The sequence below is a fragment of the Paraburkholderia silviterrae genome (genome assembly GCF_004353915.1).
Classification (GTDB): Bacteria; Pseudomonadota; Gammaproteobacteria; order Burkholderiales; family Burkholderiaceae; genus Paraburkholderia; species Paraburkholderia silviterrae.
Map to the genome: position 1 here is coordinate 58,062 of NZ_SMRP01000022.1, position 21,172 is coordinate 79,233.

19 protein-coding genes are annotated in these 21,172 nt (G+C 65.1%); 6 read left to right on the top strand and 13 right to left on the bottom strand.

Features of this window, described 5'->3' with window-relative positions; genetic code table 11:
- Window positions 1-34: 34 nt before the first annotated feature.
- On the top strand, window positions 35-1,186 hold the full coding sequence (locus tag EYW47_RS30705; RefSeq protein WP_133198572.1) for an MFS transporter: 1,152 nt from the start codon (window positions 35-37) through the stop codon (window positions 1,184-1,186).
- Between the two features lie 99 nt (window positions 1,187-1,285).
- Here EYW47_RS30705 and EYW47_RS30710 read toward each other — a convergent pair whose 3' ends face one another.
- The 3 genes from EYW47_RS30710 to EYW47_RS30720 form a co-directional block, all read right to left on the bottom strand.
- On the bottom strand, window positions 1,286-2,809 hold the full coding sequence (locus tag EYW47_RS30710) for an aldehyde dehydrogenase family protein (protein WP_133198573.1): 1,524 nt from the start codon (window positions 2,807-2,809) through the stop codon (window positions 1,286-1,288).
- Window positions 2,810-2,828: 19 nt separating this feature from the next.
- Window positions 2,829-3,779 (bottom strand): agmatinase, encoded by a 951-nt coding sequence (gene speB, locus EYW47_RS30715; RefSeq protein WP_133198574.1) that lies wholly within the window; start codon window positions 3,777-3,779, stop codon window positions 2,829-2,831.
- 188 nt (window positions 3,780-3,967) lie between these two features.
- Window positions 3,968-4,816, bottom strand: coding sequence for a helix-turn-helix transcriptional regulator (locus tag EYW47_RS30720; RefSeq protein ID WP_133198575.1), 849 nt, complete (start codon window positions 4,814-4,816; stop codon window positions 3,968-3,970).
- Between the two features lie 160 nt (window positions 4,817-4,976).
- On the opposite strand from EYW47_RS30720, the gene EYW47_RS30725 reads away from it, so the two are divergent.
- The 4 genes from EYW47_RS30725 (at window position 4,977) to EYW47_RS30740 (ending at window position 9,558) form a co-directional block, all read left to right on the top strand.
- Window positions 4,977-5,321, top strand: a complete 345-nt coding sequence (locus tag EYW47_RS30725) for a cupin domain-containing protein (protein ID WP_028219658.1) — start codon at window positions 4,977-4,979, stop codon at window positions 5,319-5,321.
- A 60-nt stretch (window positions 5,322-5,381) separates the two neighbouring features.
- The gene (locus EYW47_RS30730) at window positions 5,382-6,848 is read left to right on the top strand and encodes an NAD(P)/FAD-dependent oxidoreductase (RefSeq protein WP_133198576.1); all 1,467 of its coding nucleotides are present in this window, start codon (window positions 5,382-5,384) and stop codon (window positions 6,846-6,848) included.
- A 4-nt stretch (window positions 6,849-6,852) separates the two neighbouring features.
- Window positions 6,853-7,782: a LysR family transcriptional regulator gene (locus EYW47_RS30735; protein ID WP_133198577.1), complete on the top strand. Its 930-nt coding sequence runs from the start codon at window positions 6,853-6,855 to the stop codon at window positions 7,780-7,782.
- 168 nt (window positions 7,783-7,950) lie between these two features.
- Window positions 7,951-9,558 carry a purine-cytosine permease family protein gene (locus EYW47_RS30740; protein ID WP_133198578.1) on the top strand — a complete coding sequence of 536 codons (1,608 nt, stop codon included), beginning with the start codon at window positions 7,951-7,953 and terminating at the stop codon, window positions 9,556-9,558.
- Between the two features lie 801 nt (window positions 9,559-10,359).
- Here the strand turns inward: EYW47_RS30740 and EYW47_RS30745 are convergent.
- The 9 genes from EYW47_RS30745 to EYW47_RS30785 form a co-directional block, all read right to left on the bottom strand.
- Window positions 10,360-10,974: an outer membrane lipoprotein gene (locus tag EYW47_RS30745; RefSeq protein WP_133198579.1), complete on the bottom strand. Its 615-nt coding sequence runs from the start codon at window positions 10,972-10,974 to the stop codon at window positions 10,360-10,362.
- Window positions 10,975-11,407: 433 nt separating this feature from the next.
- Window positions 11,408-12,499 (bottom strand): porin, encoded by a 1,092-nt coding sequence (locus EYW47_RS30750; protein WP_133198580.1) that lies wholly within the window; start codon window positions 12,497-12,499, stop codon window positions 11,408-11,410.
- Between the two features lie 119 nt (window positions 12,500-12,618).
- On the bottom strand, window positions 12,619-13,521 hold the full coding sequence (gene catA, locus EYW47_RS30755) for a catechol 1,2-dioxygenase (RefSeq protein ID WP_133198581.1): 903 nt from the start codon (window positions 13,519-13,521) through the stop codon (window positions 12,619-12,621).
- Between the two features lie 37 nt (window positions 13,522-13,558).
- The gene (locus EYW47_RS30760) at window positions 13,559-14,623 is read right to left on the bottom strand and encodes an NADH:ubiquinone reductase (Na(+)-transporting) subunit F (RefSeq protein ID WP_133198582.1); all 1,065 of its coding nucleotides are present in this window, start codon (window positions 14,621-14,623) and stop codon (window positions 13,559-13,561) included.
- Between the two features lie 30 nt (window positions 14,624-14,653).
- Entirely contained in the window at window positions 14,654-15,016 is a 363-nt protein-coding gene (locus EYW47_RS30765; RefSeq protein WP_133198583.1) for a phenol hydroxylase subunit P4, read from the bottom strand.
- 78 nt (window positions 15,017-15,094) lie between these two features.
- Window positions 15,095-16,702 (bottom strand): aromatic/alkene/methane monooxygenase hydroxylase/oxygenase subunit alpha, encoded by a 1,608-nt coding sequence (locus EYW47_RS30770; protein WP_133198584.1) that lies wholly within the window; start codon window positions 16,700-16,702, stop codon window positions 15,095-15,097.
- Window positions 16,703-16,725: 23 nt separating this feature from the next.
- The gene (locus EYW47_RS30775) at window positions 16,726-16,998 is read right to left on the bottom strand and encodes an MmoB/DmpM family protein (RefSeq protein WP_133198585.1); all 273 of its coding nucleotides are present in this window, start codon (window positions 16,996-16,998) and stop codon (window positions 16,726-16,728) included.
- A complete protein-coding gene (locus tag EYW47_RS30780; protein WP_133198586.1) occupies window positions 16,991-18,073 on the bottom strand; it encodes an aromatic/alkene monooxygenase hydroxylase subunit beta in 1,083 nt (360 codons plus the stop codon). Before EYW47_RS30780 ends, EYW47_RS30775 begins: the two co-directional genes overlap by 8 nt.
- A gap of 52 nt (window positions 18,074-18,125) precedes the next feature.
- On the bottom strand, window positions 18,126-18,392 hold the full coding sequence (locus EYW47_RS30785; protein WP_240763985.1) for a phenol hydroxylase subunit: 267 nt from the start codon (window positions 18,390-18,392) through the stop codon (window positions 18,126-18,128).
- A 554-nt stretch (window positions 18,393-18,946) separates the two neighbouring features.
- On the opposite strand from EYW47_RS30785, the gene EYW47_RS30790 reads away from it, so the two are divergent.
- The gene (locus tag EYW47_RS30790) at window positions 18,947-19,252 is read left to right on the top strand and encodes a hypothetical protein (RefSeq protein WP_133198587.1); all 306 of its coding nucleotides are present in this window, start codon (window positions 18,947-18,949) and stop codon (window positions 19,250-19,252) included.
- Window positions 19,253-19,319: 67 nt separating this feature from the next.
- Here EYW47_RS30790 and EYW47_RS30795 read toward each other — a convergent pair whose 3' ends face one another.
- Window positions 19,320-21,140, bottom strand: a complete 1,821-nt coding sequence (locus EYW47_RS30795; protein WP_240763986.1) for a sigma-54-dependent Fis family transcriptional regulator — start codon at window positions 21,138-21,140, stop codon at window positions 19,320-19,322.
- Between the last annotated feature and the right edge of the window lie 32 nt (window positions 21,141-21,172).

Sequence of the window (21,172 nt, forward strand, 5' to 3'; positions counted from 1 at the left end):
CTCGGCTTGCACCGCGACATTGGAGCAAACATCGATGGAATTCGCCGATCGGCCCGCCACGCGTCTAGCGACCCGGCTGGCATTTCTCGTTGCCGGCTTCGGCATTGCGTGCTGGGCCCCGTTGGTGCCGTTCGCGCGGGAGCGACTCGCGGTCGACGATGCCACGCTCGGCCTGCTGCTGCTATGCATCGGCATGGGGTCGGTGTTCGCCATGCTGGCGACGGGGGCGCTCACCGCGCGCTACGGCAGCAGGCCCGTTATCGTTGCGGGCGGGATTGGCGTGGCGCTCGTTCTGCCGCTGCTCACGATTGCGGCCACGCCGCTCGCGCTCGGTCTCGCGCTCTTCGTGTTCGGCGCGTCGCTCGGCTCACTCGACGTCGCCATGAACGTCCATGCGGTCGAGGTGGAGCGCGCGGCAGGGCGCCCGCTCATGTCGGGCTTTCACGCGCTCTTCAGTGTGGGCGGGTTCGCGGGATCGATGTTCATGACCTTCCTGCTCTCGCTGCATCTCGGCGCATTCGAGAGCACCGTGCTGTGCTCCGCGCTCATGCTGGTTGCCATGTTCGTGGCGCGGCCGCGCCTGCTGCGCGCGGCGCAGGCGCAGCGCGGCCCGCTCTTCGTCACGCCGCGCGGCATCGTCCTGCTGATCGCGGGGCTCACCGGCATCACGTTTCTTGCCGAAGGCGCGCTGCTCGACTGGAGCGCGCTGCTGATCACCGGCAAGGGGATCGTGGCCGCGGCGCAAGGGGGCGTGGGCTACATGCTGTTCGCCATCGCGATGACGGCGGGGCGTCTGACCGGCGACGCCGTCACGGCGCGCATCGGCGACCGCGCCACGCTGGTCTGGGGCGGCGTGGTGGCGGCGGGCGGCTTCGTGGTGCTGCTGGCCTCGCCGTTCGCCGCGCTGGCGCTGGCGGGTTTTCTGCTGATCGGGCTGGGCGCGTCGAATATCGTGCCCGTGCTGTTTCGCCGTGCGGGTGCGCAGCAGGTCATGCCCGCGGCGCTCGCGATTGCCGCGATCACGACAACGGGCTATGCGGGTATCCTCGTCGGGCCCGCGGGTGTGGGCTTCGTCGCCAAGGCGCTTGGCCTCGAGACGGCATTCTGGATGCTGCTCGGGCTGCTGTGCGTCGTGCCGTGCTGCGCGGCGCTGGTGACGGCGGCGCCGCAGCGCGGTGCGGGCTGAAGGGTGTCGCGATACATTTGCCGGCGTAGTGCCAGGCAATACTAAATAACGTGAAACGATAAAATACGGCGCGGCGCCGTGTAGCGCCGCGCCGCCGCTTTAGCCGATGTCGGCCAGCGCGTGCCGCAACTCCTGGTAGCTGCGCAGCCCGGCCAGACCGAGCTCGCGCCCGATGCCGCTCAGCCCCAGCCCGCCCCAGCAGACTTGCGGGAAGATCAGTTGCGGCGTGTTGATCCACACGAGCCCCGCGCGCAATTGCGCCTTGTAGCGCCGCGCCGCTTCGCGATCGGCGGTCACGACGGTGGCAACCAGGCCATAGCGCGTATCGTTGGCGAGCGCGATGGCTTCTTCATCGGTGCGGAAGGACTTGACGCACGCCACCGGCCCGAACACTTCATCGGTCCAGAGGAGGTTGTCTGCCGGCGGCTCCGCAATCACCACGGGCGCCATGAAGAAGCCGTCCGCGCAGGCGGTCTCGAGACTGCCCGAGAACGCGACAGACGCGCCCGCCTGCACGCCTTGCTCGACGAGCGCCTGCACGCGCGAGCGCTGCGCCGCGCAAACGAGCGGCCCCATCGCGACATTGGCGCTTTGCGGCGGCCCGACGACGATGGCGCGCACGGCAGTCTCGAACGCGGCCATGAACTTGCGGTACACGTCGTCGTGCACGAGGATGCGCGCGGTGGCCGAGCACATCTGCCCGGCATTCGTGAACGCGCCGCCCACGGCGAGCGTCACGGCGCGTTCGACATCGGCGTCCGCGCGCACGATGAGCGCCGACTTGCCGCCCAGCTCCAGCGTGAGGCGCTTCATGTCCTGCGCGGCCGCCTGCATCACTTTGGTGCCCGACGCCGTGCTGCCCGTGAACGAGATCTTGTCGACTAGCGGATGGGCGGTGAGCAGCGCGCCCACTTCGCCGCCGCCATTCACGAGGTTGACGACGCCCTCGGGCACACCCGCTTCGCTGATGATTTCCGCGAGCAGGTGCTCGACCGGCGACGTGATTTCGGAAGGCTTGAGCACCACGGTGCAGCCGGCGGCCAGCGCCGGGGCGATCTTCCATGCCGTGGTGACCATCGGGAAGTTCCACGGCACGATCAGCGCGGCCACGCCGACCGCTTCATAGAAGCGCTCGCCGGTTACGGCGTCGTCCGGCAGCGCGAGCGTTTCGGGCGCGAAGGCTTTTTCGTCGAGGCACAGGTCGCCGTAATAGTTGAACGTGGCGGCGGCATCGCCCACGTCGATATCCGCTTCGAGCGGCGGCTTGCCGCTCACTTGCATTTGCATCGCGGCGAGGCGCGCGCGGTCCGCTTCGATCAGTTCTGCGATCTTTTTCAGCAGCTTGCCGCGCGCGACGGGCGTCGTGCCGCGCCACGAGGCGAGTGCGCCATGCGCGGACCGCACCGCCGCGTCGACGAGCGCTGCGCTGGCATGCTCCTGCCAGCCTATCGTGGCGCCCGTCGAGGCGTTGAAAATGGGCGTCGCGTCATGCGCGACGCCGTTCGCGCCTTGAGTGCCTTCCGCGCCATGCGTGCGCACCGGCGTGCCGGCGATGGTCGCGGCGGGCAGGACGAAGACGTCTGTGTCGGCGGCGGGCGTCGCTATCGTAGGTATCGTAGCCATCGTGGTGGTCTCCCCGGTTTTAGCGGTACGCCACGCCGGGCATGACGCAGAGCATTTCGTACGCGAGATTCGCGCCCACGAGCGCGGTCGTGCCGGCCTGGTCGTAAGGCGGCGAGACTTCGACGAGATCGGCGCCCACCAGATTGAGGCCCTTCATGCCGCGAATGATTTCGAGGCCCTGCTGCACGGTGAGACCGCCCACTTCGGGCGTGCCGGTGCCGGGCGCGAACGCGGGGTCGAGCCCGTCGATGTCGAAGCTCAGGTACACGGGGGTGTCGCCCACTCGCGCGCGCACTTCTTCCATGAGCGGCGCGAGCGACTTGTTCCAGCAGGCTTCGGCCTGCACCACGGTGAAGCCCTGCTTGCGGCACCAGTCGAAATCCTCGGCGTGATAGCCGGTGCCGCGCAGGCCGATCTGCGTGACCTTATCGCACTGGAGCAGGCCGTCTTCCACCGCGCGGCGGAACGGCGTGCCGTGCGCGATCTTCTCGCCGAACATCGTGTCGTTCACGTCGGCGTGCGCGTCCACGTGCACCACGGCCACCTTGCCGTACTTCTTGTGCAGCGCGCGCAGGATCGGCCATGCGATCGTGTGATCGCCGCCCAGCGTGATCGGCCGGCAGCCGTTCGCGACGATCTCGTCGTAGGCCTCTTCGATCAGTCGGATCGAGTCCTTGAGGTTATAGGGGTTGGTCGCGACGTCGCCGATATCGGCCACTTGCAGCGAATCGAACGGCGCCGCGCGCGTCGCCATGTTGTACGGGCGCAGCAGCACCGATTCCGAGCGGATCTGGCGCGGGCCGAAGCGCGCGCCCGAGCGGTTCGACGTGCCGATATCGAGCGGCACGCCCACGAAGCAGGCGTCGAGGCCTTCCGTGGTGGCCGCGTGCGGCAGGCGCATCATGGTGGCGATGCCGCCGAAGCGCGGCATGTCGTTGCCGCCGAGCGGCTGGTTGAATTCGCGTTGCATGGACCGTGTCTCCGATTGTGGGTGATGCGACCGGATGATGGTAGGCGAGCCGCAGCCCGTGTAAATAATGAAATTCAGATGTTCACATCGAAGCCAGTCAATGTGAGCGAGGCATTACGCCGGTTAGGGGGCAAGGTATTGGGGAGAGCGGCGGCGCGCGCGAGCGCGCTGCGCCATGGCAGCCGGTGTTACGGCGCGTGCAGAAGGGGCGAGGCATGCCCCCAGGCGACCAGTTCGCGCTTGGTGCGCACGCCGAGCTTGGCGAAGGCGCGTTTCACATAGGTCTCGGCCGTGGCCGCGCGCACGCCGACGATTTCAGCGGCCTCGGGCACCGTCTTGCCCGTGATGAGGTGGGCGCAGATTTCGTATTCGCGCTTCGAAAGGCGCACGCAGTCGGCCGCGATGCGCGCGTCGAACTGCGCGAGCGGGTGCAGAAACGAGGTGGGATGCGCCACGCGCCTGGCCGCACTGGTCGAGGCATGCAGCTCGAGCAGCGGAAACAGAAAGTCGCTCACGTTGCGAAACAGGCTCATTTCCGCGAGCGAGAACGGCGGAGCGTCGAGCGAGCGTTCGATCGCGATCGAATGCTGGGCGTGGCGCGTGCCGCGCGCGAGCACGCATTCATGGGCGATGAGCGCTTCGTCGAACAGCCGCTGGCGGAACTCGCCGGGCGGAATCGCGCCGATGTCGCGCACCACGAGCATGGTGCCGATCTTGCCGCGAATGCCGGCAAACAGCGGATCGCTTTCATAGAAGCGATCGTAGTAAAGCGTCATGACCTCGGAGATCGTGCCGGTGTCCATGCCCACGCCGCTGCTGCCGATCCATTCGCACCGAAAGCCGTTGGGCATGGCGCTGTCCGCGCGCGAGCGCTCGAGATGCACGACGTTCAGCGGAATGACTTCGTTGAGCAATAGCGTGAGACGCCGCACGAATTCGGGCGTGCCGACGGCTTCAATAACGTTGCCGAGCGTTTTGAACGACAGCGGGAAATTATTCGAGGAATCGCTAATTTGCGGGGGGACGGAGATCTGCATGGCGTGCCCCAATTGAAAGGCGAACCCATTATAGCCGAAGCGCCGCACGCCCTCTAAAAGCGTCGAAACGCGTGTTGTCCCCCCCGAGGGAGGGCATACCGGGACGGCGCAAATCGGTAACTTTGCGCTCACCGATCCAATTGAACAAAACAGGACAATTATGAGCAAGCTGATTCAAGACATCGTGCAACTGGGCGCAGGCCTGGGCGAATTCACCAAACTCGAATTCGGCATGGACGAAAGCGACTGGCGCGCCACTGAGGGACAGAGCGGCAAGTACGCGATCGGCTGGTGGGAAGGCAAGGTTGGCGCGGTGGATTTCCCCGCCACGACGGCTGACGAAGCCGTCTGGCTCGTCGAAGGCAAGATCGCGCTGACCGACGTGAACGGCGGCCGCAAGGAATTCAAGGCAGGCGAGGGCTATCTGTTGCCGGCGGGCTTCGCGGGCCGCTGGGAGACCCTCGTGGACGCCAAGAAGTTCTACGTCCTGCTCGAACAGCAGTAAGCCGCGCCGCCCCGTGCGGGGCGGTGGCGTTCCCTCACGTCTGAAGCAGTGAAGTCCATCATGAGTGAAAGCGCTCAACTCTACGAAGCCGGCACGCCGGCGCCCGCCGCCGCGCGCCAGGCGGCACGCAAGCCCAGCGCATTGAGCGTGGAAGACGCGCTCTCGCGCACCAAGCTCTCCCCGTACTGGCTCGACAATCCGGCCCAGCCGAGCGCGGAGCCCAAGCTCACGCGCGACACCTCCGCCGATCTCCTGATCGTGGGCGGCGGCTTCACGGGGCTCTGGGCCGCCGTGCAGGCGAAGGAGCAGATGCCCGAGCTCGACGTGGTGGTGATCGAAGCGGGCCGCGTCGCGCATGGCGCCTCGGGACGCGCGGGCGGCATCATCTCGACCTCGGTGATGCACGGCCTGCCCAACGCGGTGCGCGTGTTTCCGAACGATATCGCGCAGCTCGAGGAATTCGGCCATCGCAATCTGGACGGCTTCGAGGAAACGCTCAAGCGCTACGACATCGACGCCGATATCGAATGGAACGGCGAGATGACAGTGGCGGTGGACCCGGACCACGTCCAGCACCTGCGCGCCGACTACGATCTGCACACGGAATATGGCCACGACGTGGTGCTGCTCGGCGAGCAGGCCACGCGTGAGCAGTTGAATTCGCCGCTCTTCGCGGGCGCGCTGTGGTCGCGCAACCGCAGCGGCATCGTGCACCCGGCCAAGCTCGCGTGGGGTTTGAAGCGCGCGGCGCTAACGCTTGGCGTGCGGCTCTACGAGCACACCCCGCTCTTGAGCGTGAAGGACGAAGGCGAGACGGTCTACGTCAAAACGCCCGATGGCAGCGTGCGCGCGCCGCGCGTGCTGTTCGGCAGCGGCACGGCAAAGGTTGGCATTCCTGATATCAACCGGCGCGTCCTGCAGGTGCGCGATCACGTGCTCGCCACGGAGCCGCTCACCGAGGAGCAGCTCGAGCGCATTGGCTGGAAGAACCGCCAGGGCATTTACGACACGCGCACGCAGCTCAATTATTTCCGCCTCACGAAGAACAACAACATCATCTTCGGCGGCCTCGTGAGCTATCACTTCGACGGCGATCCGAATCCGCAGCAGGACCAGCAGCGCGAAACCTACTACCGGCTCGCGCAGGCGTTCTACAACACCTTCCCGCAACTGTGCGACGTGCGCTTCTCGCACGCATGGGGCGGACCGATCGACTACTGCTCGCGCGGCTCGGTGTTCGCCAAGCGTTACCTCGGCGGCAAGGGCGTGTTCGTTGCGGGCTACACGGGCTTTGGCGTGGCGGCAAGCCGTTTCGGCGCGTTCATGGGCCTGAACATCCTGTTCGGGCGCAACAGCCCGGAACAGGCGCTCGATATCGCCAAACTGAGCCCGACGTACATCCCGCCCGAGCCGGTGCGCTGGCTGGCGGCGAAGGTCACGTTCCATGCGTTCGATGGCGCCGACGCCGAAGGCGGCTGGAAGCGCGCATGGATCAAGGGCATCAAGGCAATGGGTTTTCCCATGTAGCAGCATGTTTTCCAATACCTCTGACCTCGACCTGCGCCTCGTGCGGGTCTTTCTAGCCGTGGTGGACGCGCGCGGCATCACCGCCGCCGAAGCCACGCTCGGTGTGCGCCAGTCAACCATCAGCTCGCAGCTTTCCGCGCTCGAGGCGCGGGTGGGCTTCACGCTGTGCGAGCGCGGGCGCGGCGGCTTTCGCCTGACTTCGAAGGGTGAGCGCTTCGTGGCCTCGGCGCGCGCGCTGGTTGCAGCGACTTCGCAATTCGTCGCCCAGGTGCGCGATATCGACCGCAAGCTCGTGGGCACGCTCTCGATCGGCTTGATCGGGCAGGCCTCGCATGTGGAGAACGCGCGGCTTGCCGAGGCGATCGGCGTGTTTCGCAAGCGCGACCAGGCCGTGCGGTTCGCCATGCGCGTGGCGCCGCCGCAAGAGCTCGAAGAAAGCCTCGTGAATCAGCAACTCGATCTCGCGATTGGCTACTTCTGGCATCGCGTGGCCGGCCTCACCTACACCGAGCTTTTCAGCGAGCGCCAGGTGATCTGCTGCGGGCGCGGACATCCGCTCTTTCACGCGGAGCCTCACGTGACGCTCGATGCGCTGCGCGCGCACGACTGGATCTGGCGCAGCTACCCGGTGCCCGAAGAGCTTGCGAGCATCGGCGAGCGCCAGGTGACGGCGATTGCGGACAGCATCGACGCGGCAACCGTGCTGATTCTCTCGGGCAGCCATATCGGCTATCTGCCCGAGCATCACGCCCGGCTGTTCGAGCAGCGCGGCCTCATTCGGGTGCTGGGGCGCACGGCGTTCGGCTTCGACGTGCCGATGCACCTCGCCATCAAGCGGGGCATGGAGGACAAGCCCATCGTGAGCGCCTTTTGCGAGGACTTGCTCAATGTGTACGGCGCGCGTGCCGAAGAGGAGGAGTGCGCATGCGCGTGAGGCGGGCAGCAATACATTGCGCACGCATGAAGTAAACGTTTTGAATTGGCAATACGGCGCGCATTCGACTGATTTAGAGTGAGCGCCTGAAATGAAGACAGTGCGCCGGCCGGCCCCAGAGCGATCATCGCGGCCGGATCTGACCGGCGCTGCAAGGAGTGAGACATCTTGGCTGAAAATACCAGTATTACGCAGATCGAAACATTCGGTTTCGAGCGCATCCCCGACGCCTCGCGCTATGCGCGCCCCATCGATCTATTCCGGCTGCTGTTCGGCGGCTGCAATACCTTCTCCACTTCGGTGCTCGGCAGTTTCCCGGTGCTGGTCGGCCTCTCGTTCAAGGCGAGTTTGTATTCGATCGTCCTCGGCGTGCTCGTGGGCACCTGCATTCTTGCGCCCATGAGCCTGTTCGGGCCGCGCAACGGCACGAGCGACCCCGTGTCCTCGGGCGCGCACTTCGGCATTCACGGGCGGATCGTGGGTTCGTTTCTCGCGCTGCTCACGTCCATTGCATTTTTCTCGCTGGCGGTGTGGAGCTCGGGCGATGCGCTCGTGGGCGGCGCGCACGACCTCGCGAGCGTGCCCGTGAACGGCTGGACGCTCGGCTCAGCGTACATGGTGTTCGCGGTGCTCGTGTTAGCCGTCTGCATATACGGATTCCGCTTCATGCTGTGGGTGAACAAGATTGCCGTATGGGCCGCGAGCCTCATGTTCATCCTCGGCGGCTTTGCGTTCGCGAATACGTTCGACGTCAACTATGCCGGCACGCTGCATCAGGGCGGTGCGGGATTCTGGGCCGCGTTCGTGGGCTCGGTGCTCGTCGCGCTGAGCAACCCGGTATCGTTTGCCTCGACGCTCGGCGACTGGGCCCGCTACATTCCCGAAACGACGCCGCGCCATCGCGTCATGGGCGCTGTGTTCGCCGCGCAGATCGCCACCTTCGTGCCGTTCTTCTTCGGTCTCGCCACGGCCACCATCATCGCCGCGCACGCACCCAGCTATATCACCGCGAACGATTACGTGGGCGGCCTGCTCGCGGTTTCGCCGCGCTGGTTCCTGCTGCCGATGTGCCTGATCGCGATTGTCGGCGGGATGTCGACGGGCACCACCGCGCTTTACGGAACGGGTCTCGACATGTCGAGCATGTTCCCCAAGCTGCTCAACCGTGTGCGTGCGACGCTCTTGATCGGCACGCTCGCCATTGGCTTCATCTTCGTCGGCCGCTTTGCGTTCAATCTCGTGGAAAGCGTCTCGACGTTCTCGACCCTCATCTGCACCTTCAGCTGCCCGTGGATGGCCATCATGGTGATTGGCTTCCTGCAGCGGCGCGGCTTCTATCTTGCGGACGACCTGCAGATCTTCAATCGCGGCGGACGCGGCGGCCATTACTGGTTCACGCATGGCTGGAATCTGCGCGCGATGGGCGCATGGCTGCCTGCCGCGCTTATCGGGCTGTCGTTCGTGAATCTGCCGGGTCAATTCGTAGGGCCGCTGGGCAACCTTGCAGGGGGCTGCGATTTGAGCGTGCCGGTTTCGCTGATCATGGGCGGCGCGCTTTATGTGGCGCTGCTGTGGATGTTCCCCGAAGCCGATGCGGTGTACGGGCCACAGGGGCGCCGCGTTGGGCGCGGCGGGCGAACTGAAGTGCGTGCTGTCGCACCGGCGCCGGCTGTGGCAAGGACGCGCGATGAGCGCGACGAGGCCGGCAATCGCGCGGCGCGCCGTGCGCCCGACTACGCGCGCAATCGAGAGTACGCAGAGGAATTCGCCGAGTAATTGGTATCCGAGGCGGCTGCCCGATGCTTAAGCGAAGGGCAGCCGATTCTGGCGGCGGATTCAAGCCGCGCTCAGAGCCTGTTTGAGATTTGTTTGGTGTTGGGTGTTGGGTGCTGGGCGTTGGCCTTTCCTTGTTTTCATGTCGGTATATGAGTGTTGCCCCTGTGCGGGGCGGCACCTACTTTTCTTTGCAGCGGCAAAGAAAAGTAGGCAAAAGAAAGCCGCTCAAACCGCCAGTGTGACGCTGTCCACCACTCGACTTATATCGGAGCGGCTCCGGAGCGTCTGTCACCACGCGTCGTCACACGGAGTGACTAAGGGCTCATCCCTCCGGCGGCGCTGCGCGCGCTGTGGAGCATAACCAAAACCAGTTGGATGCACGCGTATTTGTAGGACTCCAGCGTATTCGTCCGGAAAGACTCTCGCGCATTCGCCGGCAGCACGCCCGGTTTTCCTTGCAGACCCTTCCGCCCGCGCGTAGCGCGTGGCGGGAAGAATGAATCCTTTGTCACTAACGCGGAGTGTGCGAGGAGACGGATGCCCCGGAGCCGCTCCGATTTACAGGGCAGTGGTGGACGGCGTCACACTGGCGGTGTGAGCCGCTTTCTTTTGCCTACTTTTCTTTGCGGCTGCAAAGAAAAGTAGGTGCCGCCCCGCACAGGGGCAACACCAATATACCTACATGAAAACAAGGAAAGGCCAACGCCACCAGGAACCCCACCAAAACCAGTAAACCACAATATCAAATCACACTCTCAGCCCCGCATATCATCAGGATAACGAACCGAGCGCGCCCAGCGCTCAATACCTCGCTAGTTGATTGCCGTTCACCTGGACGCGGTCGCCGGGGTGCAGGTCGCCCGGCGTCGGCACGTTGAACGAACGCATCGAGCCATCGCTCAAGCGGACGTCGATGCGGTAGCCCGCGGGCTGGCCCATCTGCTGGCCGATCTGGTTGCCGGCGTAGGCGCCGCCGAGCGCGCCGATGACCGTTGCCGCGTCGCGGCCATGACCGCCGCCGAACTGGTTGCCGACCACGCCACCAACCAGCGCGCCCACCACGGTGCCCGCGATGCCCGAAGTGCCGGTGGCGTTGCTGATGGGGCTGATATTCGAAATCGTGCCGTACTGCGCGCCATATTGGTTGCCGTATTGCGAGTCGTACTGGCCGCCGTACTGGCCGCTGTTTTGCGTGTCATACGGCTGTTGCGGCGGGGGCGGCGGCGCGTAAGCGGGCTGTTGCACGGTGCCCGGCTGCGCGTAGACGGGCTGACCATAGGCGGGCGCCTGGCCCTGGTAGCCTTGCTGTGCGCCATAAGGCGCATAGCCCGGCGCGACGCACGCCGACAACGAAAGACTTGCGGCGGCGGCAAGGGCGGCGATCAGGGCGGACTTGGTAGAGAGCATGGGCATCACGGTGTTGTGTGCATCGGCGTCGCACTGTGCGCGGCGAGCAGGAGTAGTAAGGCGAATGCGCGGGAGTATAAGGAAAGCCTGCCGGCCCGTGCGCGGCCAGCGCGTAACAACGTGTAAAGTCTGTTGCCGGGTGAACGGCGAGGCGCGTGTGCGAGCCTTCGGCCGCTCACGCTTGTTTCGGTGTGTCTTTTCTCGCCGTTGTGATGCAACTAACGGTCAGGCCCATTCGACATCAACAAACAGAGCGATCAGCGCCACGAACGTACGTGGATGGAGCGCAAGGCAAGCAAGATCGCGGGACGCGGGACGCGCGGCGCGCGGCGCGCAGCGCACAGCGCAAGGCGCAAGGCGCAGGACCGCGAGGATGGCACGCCCCGTGAAGGGGCGTGCGGGAGAAGGTGCGCGAACATGCCGCCGCGCCAGGCATCCGCGTTCAGAACGTCTGCCGGATGCCGAGATCCACGGCGGTGGTCGTGCCGGACGGCGCGAAGATCGTGTTGGACGAGGAGAGCCCTTCGCCCGTTACGAGCCCGAGGCGTGCATCGCCGTTGTTGTGCACGACGCCAATCTGCGCGTAGAGCGTCGTGCGTTTCGAGAGCAGATACGAAGCGCCAAGCGAGCCCAGCAGCGCATGGCTCGAACTCTCGTTGCGGTCCGTCATGTACCACGCGCCGCCGTTCAGATCGATGCTCGGCGTGAGCATGTAGTCGAGTCCGCCGCCATAGAGGTTGTTGCTCGGCCCGCCGCTCACGCGAAAGCTTGTGAACGATGCCTTGGCGGTGAGGCTGCCGATCTTGTACGAGGCGCCGATCAGGCGGCCCTCGAAGGGCACGTCGGTGGGCGGCACGGTGTCGGCGGCCGGGCTCGCGTTGCTGTCGAAATACGCGGCCTCCACCATCAGGTCCTGCCATTGGTATTTGAGGCTCGCGGAAACCTGCTTGCCGGCCTGGAAATTGCCAGCCACATTGCCGAACGCATACAGCACGCTGCCCTGGAACCCGTAGAACTGCGGGCTGGTATACGAGACCGCGTTGCGCGTGAAAATACCGGTGGCCGCCACGTTGTTCAGCCACGGCAACAGCGAGTTGCCCGTGAGCGAAAGGCGGGGATCGAGGTCGTAGAGCGCCAAAAAGAGCGGCGAGTATTGCAGGCCGAGCTTGACGTCGCCGAATCCGCCGCTGAGGCCAACCCACGCCTGGCGGCCGAACAGGTTGCCGTTTGAATCGTTGAAGCCGCCGGTGCCCATGTTGATGCCGCTTTCCAGCGTGAAGTTCGCCTTCATGCCGCCGCCGAGGTCTTCGGTGCCCTTGAGCCCGAAAAGCGAGGGCGAATAGCCGCTGTCGCCAAAGCCGATGAACTTGCCGCCGTTGGCGCCAGTCGTGGGGTTCTCGGTCTTGCTCAGATACAGCATGCTCGCGTCCAGCACGCCGTATAACGTGACGCTGCCTTGCGCGTGCGCGGCGCCGGCCAGCAGCAGCCCTATCGCAAGCGCGGCGGTGTTGCGCTGATTGATAATGCGGATCATCTGTCTCCTCCGAATCTAATTTAAATTGGAATCCTTACTGAATGGCGGCGAACATCCGGGCGGATCGTACGGGGTCCAGAGCCTTGCGGTCCGCCTTGCTTGCGTGTTTATCCGGCTTGTCAGGCCGCTGCGCGGGCTCGCGCGACTTCGCTGGCGGGTGCTTCCGCGCGATCGCGAGACAGCTTGAAGTCGAAGTCGATCAGCGCGAACTGCCCGTCGATGCCGAAGGCCTTGCCGTCGCCCGCGCCCTGGCGCTTCACTGCGGGCACGAGACCGTCGCGGGTGGCGAAAGCGAAGTCGTCCCACAGATGCGGGTCGCCGTCGATGTTGATCTGCGTGGTGAGCGTGCGATGGCCTGGGGCGCGAACGAAGAAATGGATATGCGCGGGGCGGTGGCCGTGGCGCCCGAGGGCGTCCAGCAACTGCTGGGTCTTGCCGGCGGGCGGCACGCTGTAGCCCACGGGCACGATGCTTTGGAAGCTGTAGCTGCCGTCGGCCCCGGTGCGGATCGACGCGCGCAGATGGAACGGCGGCTGAGACTGATCGAAGTGCGAGTAGTTGCCGAGATGGTTCGCGTGCCACACCTCCACGAGCGCGCCGGCAACCCGCTCGCCATCCTCGCCCAGCACGCGGCCGCGCATGAGCAGCGTCTCGCCGGGGCTTGTGCCGTTGTCGATGCGCGCGTGCCCCGCCGACTCCGGTGCCCCCGCCACGTAGAGCGGCCCTTCGATCGTGCGTGGCGTGCCGCCTTCGAGCCCGAGCTTCGCTTCGGCTTCGTCGAGGCGCACGTCGAGAAAATGCTCGAAGCCGAGTCCCGCCGCAATGAGGCCCAGTTCCGGTGCCGCCGCGGCGAGGTAGTTGAGGGCGGTCCAGAATTCGTCGGGCGTCACGTCGAAATCTTCGATCGTATAAAAGAGGTCGCGCACGATGCGATCGACGATCGATTTGGTCCGCGCCTGCGGCTCGCCGGTGGTGGGCGCGCTGAGTCTGGCGAGCAGGGCGTCGATGGCCTGATGATTCATGAAGTCGTCTCCTGATAGTGGGGTTCTGGATCTGCGATCAGATCGATTTGAAAAGCGGGCTTCGCGCGGCGGCCTGCTCGCCGTCCGCATGCGTGAGGAACTTCTCGGTATAGATGTCGCGTTCGAAAAGCTGGCCCTGCATGAGCGTGCGGATGGCGGCTTCGATCATCGGAGGCGGCCCGCACAAATACGCCTTGTGGCCGCGAAAATCGCCCGAGAAATGCGTTTGCGCCGCGTCGTGCACGTAGCCGCGAAAACCGTCCCACGGCGAATCGCCGGGTTCGTCGGACAGCGCGGGCACGTAGCTGAAATTCCGGTGGGCTTGCTCGAGCTTGCGAAAGAGTTCGTGGTAGTAGAGCTCGGCACGGCTGCGCGCGCCATAGAGCAGCGTGATCGGGCGCGACTCGCCTTGCGCGAGCAGGTCGAGCAGCATCGACTTGGGGCTAGAGAGCCCCGAGCCGCCCGCGATGAGGATGATGGGCTGCGGGTCGGAGCGGCGCACGAAGAAGCGGCCGAACGGGCCGGCGAAGCGCAGCGCGTCGCCGGGCTTCAACTGCTCGTGCAGATATGTCGTGCCTTTTCCGCCCGGCACGAGGCGCACGTTGAGCTCGATGCGCGCGCTCGCGCCGGGCTCGCCCGCGAGCGAAAACGCGCGCGGCACGCTTTCCCCCGGAATCTGCACGTTCACGTACTGGCCTGCCTGGAACTCGATGCCGGCGCCTTCGAGATCGACGAAGATGCCCTTGATGGTCGGCGTGAGATCGACCACTTCAGCGACGCGCCCCACGTGGTCGCGCACGGGGTAGTGGCGCGCGTCGGGATCCTCGTCGATGTCGGCCTCGATGGTCACGTCGGACTGCACGCGCGCGCAACACGCGAGGCACTTGCCCTCGTCGCGCTCGAAGTCCATCAGCGCGAACGGCGAGGCTTCGCCGTGCTCCACTTCGCCGTCCACGACCTGGACCTTGCAGGTCGCGCACAGACCGTGGCAGCACGCGTGAGGCAACCAGACGCCCGCGCGCAGGCACGCGTCAAGCATCGTCTGATCCTCTTCGATCTCGATGGTCTGGCCGATGGGCTCGATGGTCAATTGATAGCTCATGATGCTCAGCTCCTTCTGGTGGGCCGGCGGCTAGCTGCACGAGCCGCCGATGCCCGTGAGGCCCGGCGTGCGCAGGCGCAGCACGGCCTTGTGGCCGAGCCCGTTTTCAGCAAGGCTCGCGTCGAAGTCAGGCGCGAAGCGCTCGCTGCCGCGATACCACTCGATCGACTCGGCGCGCACCGAGGGCCAGTCGGGATGCGCGCTGTACATCGCGGGAATGACGTCGTGCGCGAGCGCGGCGAAGCTCATCGACGGCTGCACGGCGATGCAGTGCGGCGCGCAGAACATCAGGTGATCGTCCCAGCCCACATACAGAAGCTGGTTGCCGTGGAAATTCTCGACGCGGTCGCGCATGGGCCCCGCGTAGTCTTCGTGCAATGCGATTACGGCCATGATCTGTCTCCTTCGATAGTCGCCGCTTACGTGCGGCTCGATGCGGCTTTGAATGGCCCTGAGCGGCTTTGAACGCCTTCAAGCGGCCCGTGTGGATGGCGTGGTTTCGTCGGCCGCGGTCTCGCCGCCGTGTGCGGGCTTGCCGGTCCAGCGCTGCCAGTTCGCGCAGTCGGGCGAGTCGTCGAACTCGTGGCCGTCCACGCCCGGCGCGATGTGGTAGTAGCGCAGCACTTCGCGCATCGGGTCGAAGTCGCTGGCCGTGGGGTCCACGTCGGGCTCGAAGCAGTTGCCCTGGTGGATCTGGTGCACGGGCAGCCATGCCTGCACGTACTTCTGCGGCTCGTTGTCGAAGATGTCCTTGCAGCCGTCCGAGCAGAAGTGGAACTTGTTGCCGAGGTAGTCGCTCTCGCGGTAGCAGGTCTTGGTCGGATCGTCGGGCTCGGTGAAGGCCATCGGAATCTGGCAGATCTGGCACAGCATCGGCAGCGAGTTGTTATAGAAGCGCTTGCCTTCCTGTTGCTCGCGGCGCCAGTGCTCGTAGCGCGGCCGGTAAAGCTGGTTGAACGTGCGCGGATACTTTTGCGCGAGCCAGTCCATTTCGTCGTCGGAGGGAATCCAGGTATGGATGGCCGCCGCGTGCGTGTAGTTGTAGAAGATGCCCCACGCCTGGTGCGAGAGGCGGTCCTTCTCCTTGGCCGCCACGTCGTGATACTTCGGCAGGCGAATGCCGTAGCGTTCGAGGTCGTGAAAGAGCGCGCCGCCGTTCTGCTCGAAGTAGGTCTCCCACGCCTCCTGCCAGGACATGATGCGCTTGGGCAGCATGTAGTCCATCATCATCGCGACGAGCGTGAGCAGGCGATAGCCGCGCCAGAACCACTTGTCGATCCACTTCTGGATGATGGGCACATTGCCGGGGTCCTGTTCGAGCAGGAACTTCACGACTTCGAGGCCGAGCGTCATGTGCCGCGATTCGTCCGACTGCGCCGAGAAGCCAAACGTGACCGTCGCCATGTCGCCATTGAACGCCGCCCCCGACATGAACGGCATGAAGAGCAGGTTGGTGAGCACATATTCGAAAGAGAACGAGATGGCGGTGACGAACTCGAAAGGCCCGGCGCTCATGGCGTCTTCGAAATACGACTTCGGCACCGAGAGGTACCACACGCGGTCGTGCATGTGCTTGAAGTCGTGAAAGCCGTTGAAGTACTTGTTGTACTGGCTGATGGTGTGAACCTGGGTCTGCGCGTGGCGCAACTCGTCGATCGCCTGCATCTGGCAGGCAATGCGTGCGCCGGCGCCGCGGAAGTTGCGGCCCGCGAGCGCGAAGCCGCGGTGGGCCGCGTATTCGAGCGGGCTCACGCCCGTCAGGAACAGCTTGAGCGCGTTGATATAGCGCGCGTCGGTGACGTTGAACTGGCCGTTGTTCTGCTGGAATGCGTCGATGATCGCGTAGAGTTTGCGCTCCTTTTCGCCCTGATATTTCCAGTAGGCGTCCATGGTGAGGCGGAACGGATCTTCCCAGCGGTCCCAGTCGTGCACCTTGATGCCTTCGAAGCGGTCGTAGGGGAAGATCGCGTCCATGGGCTGATACGTGGTTTCCCAGGCGAGGCCGCGCGTGAGCAGCGCGTAGTTTTCCTTGATGCTGAGCTTTTTAGGCATGCTTACGGTATTGGATGCATTGGTCATGTTCGTGCTCCTCTTTCCTTCTCTCAGTTATTCCACGCGAGGATGAATTCGTCGTCGGTTTCGTCGATGTTGCCGGAGAGCGAGATCAGGTTCAGTTGCAGCTCGCGCAGGTCGAACGCGCGGCCGATGCGCGCCTCGATGGACTCGCGCCGGATCACGAGCAGCCCCTGCGCGTCGATCTTCACCATGGCGGGCATGGCATTCACGACGGCATGCGGGTTGTCTTCGGCGATGGCCTCGATGATCGGGCGCGAATCGTCGTTGGTCTGGAAGGCGATGAAGACGGTGTCAGACATGGCCGGCCTCCGTGGCGAGCGATTCTGCGCGGGCCGTTGCGGCCTGTGCGGACACATCGATGCCAAGCTTCGTCATGCGGGCCGCGAAAGCGGCATCGACTTCGGCGAGGGCACTATCGCCCTGGGTATCGCCCAGCGCGTTGTCCTGCGTATTGTTCAGGGCCGCGCGCGCAATCGGCCGCAACGCTTCGAGCGCGCGCTCGCGCCAGCGCGCAATCCATTGCGCAAGGCGGGCAGCATTCTCGGGCGATTCCGAAGCGGCGGTCTTGAGCGTGGCGTCCACCCAGCGGCTCGTTTCGTCGAACCAGCCGATGGCGAACTCGTTGAGCATGCCGAGGCCCGCGCCGCATTGTGCCGAGAGATGCGCGTCCGCGTGACGGTAGACGAGCGGATAGAGCAGGCCGTCGAGCACGGCGTTTTGCGCAACGAAGGTCTCGAACCAGTCCTGCACGACCATCAGGTCCTCCACGAGCCGGCGCAGCGGCTGCCATACCGGATCGTCGAGCCAGCGCGCCTTGCCTTGCTCCAGCGAAGTGCCCTGGTTGCCGTCGAGCAGCAGGCCAATGCGCGAGAGGTACTGCGCGAGACCGAGGCGGTCCATGCTGTGATACATGGTGGCCTGGGTGATGGCCGTGCCCCAGCCGTAGGCCGTGACGTAGCAGTTGTTCGTGTTCGCGGCCCATTCGACGTGGCGCAGCGGCACCATCAGCGCGGCAATCGCCTGCTTCTGTGCATCAGACAAGCCGCTCAGCAGTGCGCGCCGCGTGACGAACTCGATGTTCTTTTCCATCATCTCCTGCTGGCGCGAGCGCGCGATCGTGTAGGCGCCGTAGTAGTACTGGCGCGGGTCCTTGAACGCGTACCAGTCGCTCATGCGGATAGCCGTGCGGCGCGTGTCGTAGAGCTCGAGCTCGGGCTGCCAGAGCGGGCGATAGTGGAAGTTGGTTTCGGGCTGCAGATCCAGCGTGGCCTCCTGATAGCGCGACGCAGGCTTGTCGGCGCCCAGGCGCCGTGCGACGTGCGAGAACGTCTGGCGTATCGGCTGCACCGCCGAGGTTTTGATATCGATTTGCATCGTGTGCTCCTCCTTGTAGTTGGGTACTGGGCTCAGCGCCCGGCCAGCACGCTCATTGAGCAATACCAGGCAGTCCGTAGCGCCACTTGAGTTCTTCCGCGTCGAGCGCGGCGCCGTCTTCGCCTCTCAGATGCTCGACTTCGTGCGTGCGGCAGAAAGCGCGATAGTCGGCTTCACGCATGACGAGCTCCACGCAAATGCGCGGGTCGCCAATCGAAAAATCGAACTCCACGAAGCCGTCCGCGCGATGCTCCCGCATGCGCACGTAGCGCTGCGAGACGTCGAACGGCCGCCCAAGTGGTGCTTGCGATTCGCTCACGGCTTGTCTCCTTGGTGGTGTGCGCGGCGCCGCTCGATGTTTTCGTCTGGTGGGCCGCGTGTGGCTCTCTATACGCAATGAGCGGGCCAGCGCGCTGCGCGAGCGCGGTGAAGCGTCGTGCGATTCCTGAAAATCGCTTTTGCTTCAAGGCTCTGGCGTGAGCAGGCGCGCGAACGCCAATGCGACGTGTGAGCGAAGCACGATTTGCGATTCGCTGAAGTGATCGAAACCGGCGGATGCGGACCGGAATTCGGTCGCTCAAACGAGCATCGGGAGTAACCCGCACGCGCGAGCCCGAAGCCGCACGTGCAGATGCCACCGCGCGTGACGAATTGATCCATTTGCGACGCACCGCCGAGGCGGGATGTTGCTCATTTGAGCAATTACGCCAGCGGTGTGGCGCCAGTGGCTTTCGTCCGACGTTAAGGCGCGCGTGCGCGGCGCCTTGTCGGGCGGGCCGCACGGCGTGGTTCACCCGGCGATTGCCGATTGGCGCGGCTGCCAGGTGAGGTTTGGCATGGCGATTGCGTTATAGAGCATGCCGGCGAGGTTCGGTGCAAAACATCAAGGGCACTGGGGCAGGCGCGAAGGAGACGATGATGGACGGGACAAGGCAGTCGCTGCGGGCCATGGCAGACAAATGGCTCGCACTGCGGGCGGACACGTTGGTCGAGGTGACGCGATACGCGCAAGGGCGCGAGCATGTGCACAAGGGTAAGCGGCGCTGCGTCTATATCCGGGCCCTCGGCATGGCGAGCGAGGTGGGTCTCTTCTTCTTTCGCCATGACGACGGCGCGTGGTACATCTTCCCGCCGAGCGACGTGAGCCCCGTCGTGCGGATTTTTGGCGAGGCGGCCTGATCCCGGCGCCGCCGGGTTCCACCGCACGCCGCCGCATACCACCGCATACCAACGTACACAGCCGCCCTCAAACCCGCAGGCCGCGGCTCTTCAACCGATACACGAGCTGGGCACGCGTGATCCCCAGGGTGCGTGCCGCCGCGGAGAGATTGCCGTCGGCCTGGCGAACGGCGCTCTTGAGCAGCGCGGACTCGATGTCGTCGAGCGAAGTCGGCTCCGCGTCGCCGCCTAGCCCCATGAGCAGGCTGTTCACTTTGCGGCTCACGCGGTCCACCTCGGTGCCCGCCTGGCTTTCCATTTGGGCGAGCAGCGAGCCGGAAGGCGAGAGCGCACCGCTCGTATCGAGGCCGAACAGCGAGGCCTCGATGGTTTCCCCGCTGATGAACAGATGGCCGATGTCGATCGCGCCGCCTTCGGGCGCGAGGATCACGCCGCGCTCGACAATGTTCTCCATCTCGCGAATATTGCCCGGCCAGCCGTAGTTCAACAGCGCATCGATCGCGCGGCTCGTGAAGCCCGTGACGGGGCGTCCGTGCAATTCGCGGTACTTGTGCAGCATGTGATTGAGAAGGACGGGCAGATCCTCGCGCCGCTCGCGCAACGAAGGCACGCGGATCGGAAAGACATTCAGACGGAAATAGAGATCCTCGCGAAAGCGTCCCGCGCGGATTTCGTCCTTGAGATCGAGATTGGTCGCGGCGACCACGCGCACGTCGACACGGCGCGTTTGCGTGTCGCCCACGCGCTCGATCTCGCCTTCCTGCAGCGCGCGCAGCAGCTTGCCCTGGGCGGTTGGGCTGAGAATGCCGACTTCGTCGAGAAAGAGCGTGCCGCCATGCGCTCGCTCGAAGCGGCCGGGGCGGCTCTGCGTGGCGTCCGTGAAGCCGCCTTTCTCCACGCCGAACAGTTCGGACTCGACCAGCGCCTCGGGAATCGCCGCACAGTTCACGGCCACGAAAGGCCCGTCATTGCGGCGGCTGATCCGGTGCAGTGTGCGTGCGCACACTTCCTTGCCTACGCCGCTCTCGCCGAGAAAAAGCACCGTGGCCTTGGTGTCGGCCACGCGGCGGATCATGTGGCAGACCGCGTTGAAGCCAGGCGACGCGCCCACCATGTTGCTGTCGCCGAACGCCGTGGGCGTCGGACGCTGGCCGAGATCGGCCACGCCGCCGCGCGGTGCGCTCCCGGCGCAAAGCCCCTGGGTGAACGACTGCGCCTGCAGGAAGCGCAGGTCGTTGGCGGCTTCCTCGCCCCATTCCTCGATTGGCTTGCCGATGATGCGGCAGTGCGGCTGCCCGAGGCCCCGGCATTCGATCTCGCGGTAGAGAATCGGCCGCCCCATGAAGACGCTCGTGTAACCGCATGCGTAGCCGATCTGCGTCCAGCAGACCGGCTCCACGCCGATGCCGTAAATACGCACGTGCTCTTCGTCCTCGGAGCAGTTCTTCCAGATGAACTCGCCGTGATACACGCCTTTTTCCACGTCGATTTCGACGTGCACGGGCTCGACCGCCGTGAGCCCCTCGAGCATGTGCAACTGCGGGCCCACGGAGAACATGTCCATGATGTTGTTGTCGGGACGCACGCGTCGCGCGAGTTCCGCGTCGCGCGCACCCGAGTTGTAGCCCATGCGCGTGAGCAGGCCCCGTGCGGTGTCGATGCCGAGGCTTTCAATCAGCTCACGCCGGAGCGTGCCGATCGACTCCGTGTGCAGCAGCACCATGCGCTGGTCGTCGAGCCAGATGCGTCCGTCACCGGGCGAAAAGCGCAGCCGTGACATCAGGTCTGCGATATCCGGGTAACGCACGCTATCCACGCGCGCGCCCTTGGGCGTGACCAGCTTCATCGGGTCGCCCTGCGCGTGTGCTCTTTTCTCTGTATCCACCATGCCGTCTCTCGCTCCCATGCAATGCCGAATGC

What these genes read in the sequence shown, in the direction of transcription:
- EYW47_RS30705 (WP_133198572.1), top strand. Translation starts at nt 35, where the DNA reads ATGGAATTCGCCGATCGGCCCGCCACGCGTCTAGCGACCCGGCTGGCA.
- EYW47_RS30710 (WP_133198573.1), bottom strand. Translation starts at nt 2,809, where the DNA reads ATGGCTACGATACCTACGATAGCGACGCCCGCCGCCGACACAGACGTC.
- speB (WP_133198574.1), bottom strand. Translation starts at nt 3,779, where the DNA reads ATGCAACGCGAATTCAACCAGCCGCTCGGCGGCAACGACATGCCGCGC.
- EYW47_RS30720 (WP_133198575.1), bottom strand. Translation starts at nt 4,816, where the DNA reads ATGCAGATCTCCGTCCCCCCGCAAATTAGCGATTCCTCGAATAATTTC.
- EYW47_RS30725 (WP_028219658.1), top strand. Translation starts at nt 4,977, where the DNA reads ATGAGCAAGCTGATTCAAGACATCGTGCAACTGGGCGCAGGCCTGGGC.
- EYW47_RS30730 (WP_133198576.1), top strand. Translation starts at nt 5,382, where the DNA reads ATGAGTGAAAGCGCTCAACTCTACGAAGCCGGCACGCCGGCGCCCGCC.
- EYW47_RS30735 (WP_133198577.1), top strand. Translation starts at nt 6,853, where the DNA reads ATGTTTTCCAATACCTCTGACCTCGACCTGCGCCTCGTGCGGGTCTTT.
- EYW47_RS30750 (WP_133198580.1), bottom strand. Translation starts at nt 12,499, where the DNA reads ATGATCCGCATTATCAATCAGCGCAACACCGCCGCGCTTGCGATAGGG.
- catA (WP_133198581.1), bottom strand. Translation starts at nt 13,521, where the DNA reads ATGAATCATCAGGCCATCGACGCCCTGCTCGCCAGACTCAGCGCGCCC.
- EYW47_RS30760 (WP_133198582.1), bottom strand. Translation starts at nt 14,623, where the DNA reads ATGAGCTATCAATTGACCATCGAGCCCATCGGCCAGACCATCGAGATC.
- EYW47_RS30765 (WP_133198583.1), bottom strand. Translation starts at nt 15,016, where the DNA reads ATGGCCGTAATCGCATTGCACGAAGACTACGCGGGGCCCATGCGCGAC.
- EYW47_RS30770 (WP_133198584.1), bottom strand. Translation starts at nt 16,702, where the DNA reads ATGACCAATGCATCCAATACCGTAAGCATGCCTAAAAAGCTCAGCATC.
- EYW47_RS30775 (WP_133198585.1), bottom strand. Translation starts at nt 16,998, where the DNA reads ATGTCTGACACCGTCTTCATCGCCTTCCAGACCAACGACGATTCGCGC.
- EYW47_RS30780 (WP_133198586.1), bottom strand. Translation starts at nt 18,073, where the DNA reads ATGCAAATCGATATCAAAACCTCGGCGGTGCAGCCGATACGCCAGACG.
- EYW47_RS30795 (WP_240763986.1), bottom strand. Translation starts at nt 21,140, where the DNA reads ATGGTGGATACAGAGAAAAGAGCACACGCGCAGGGCGACCCGATGAAG.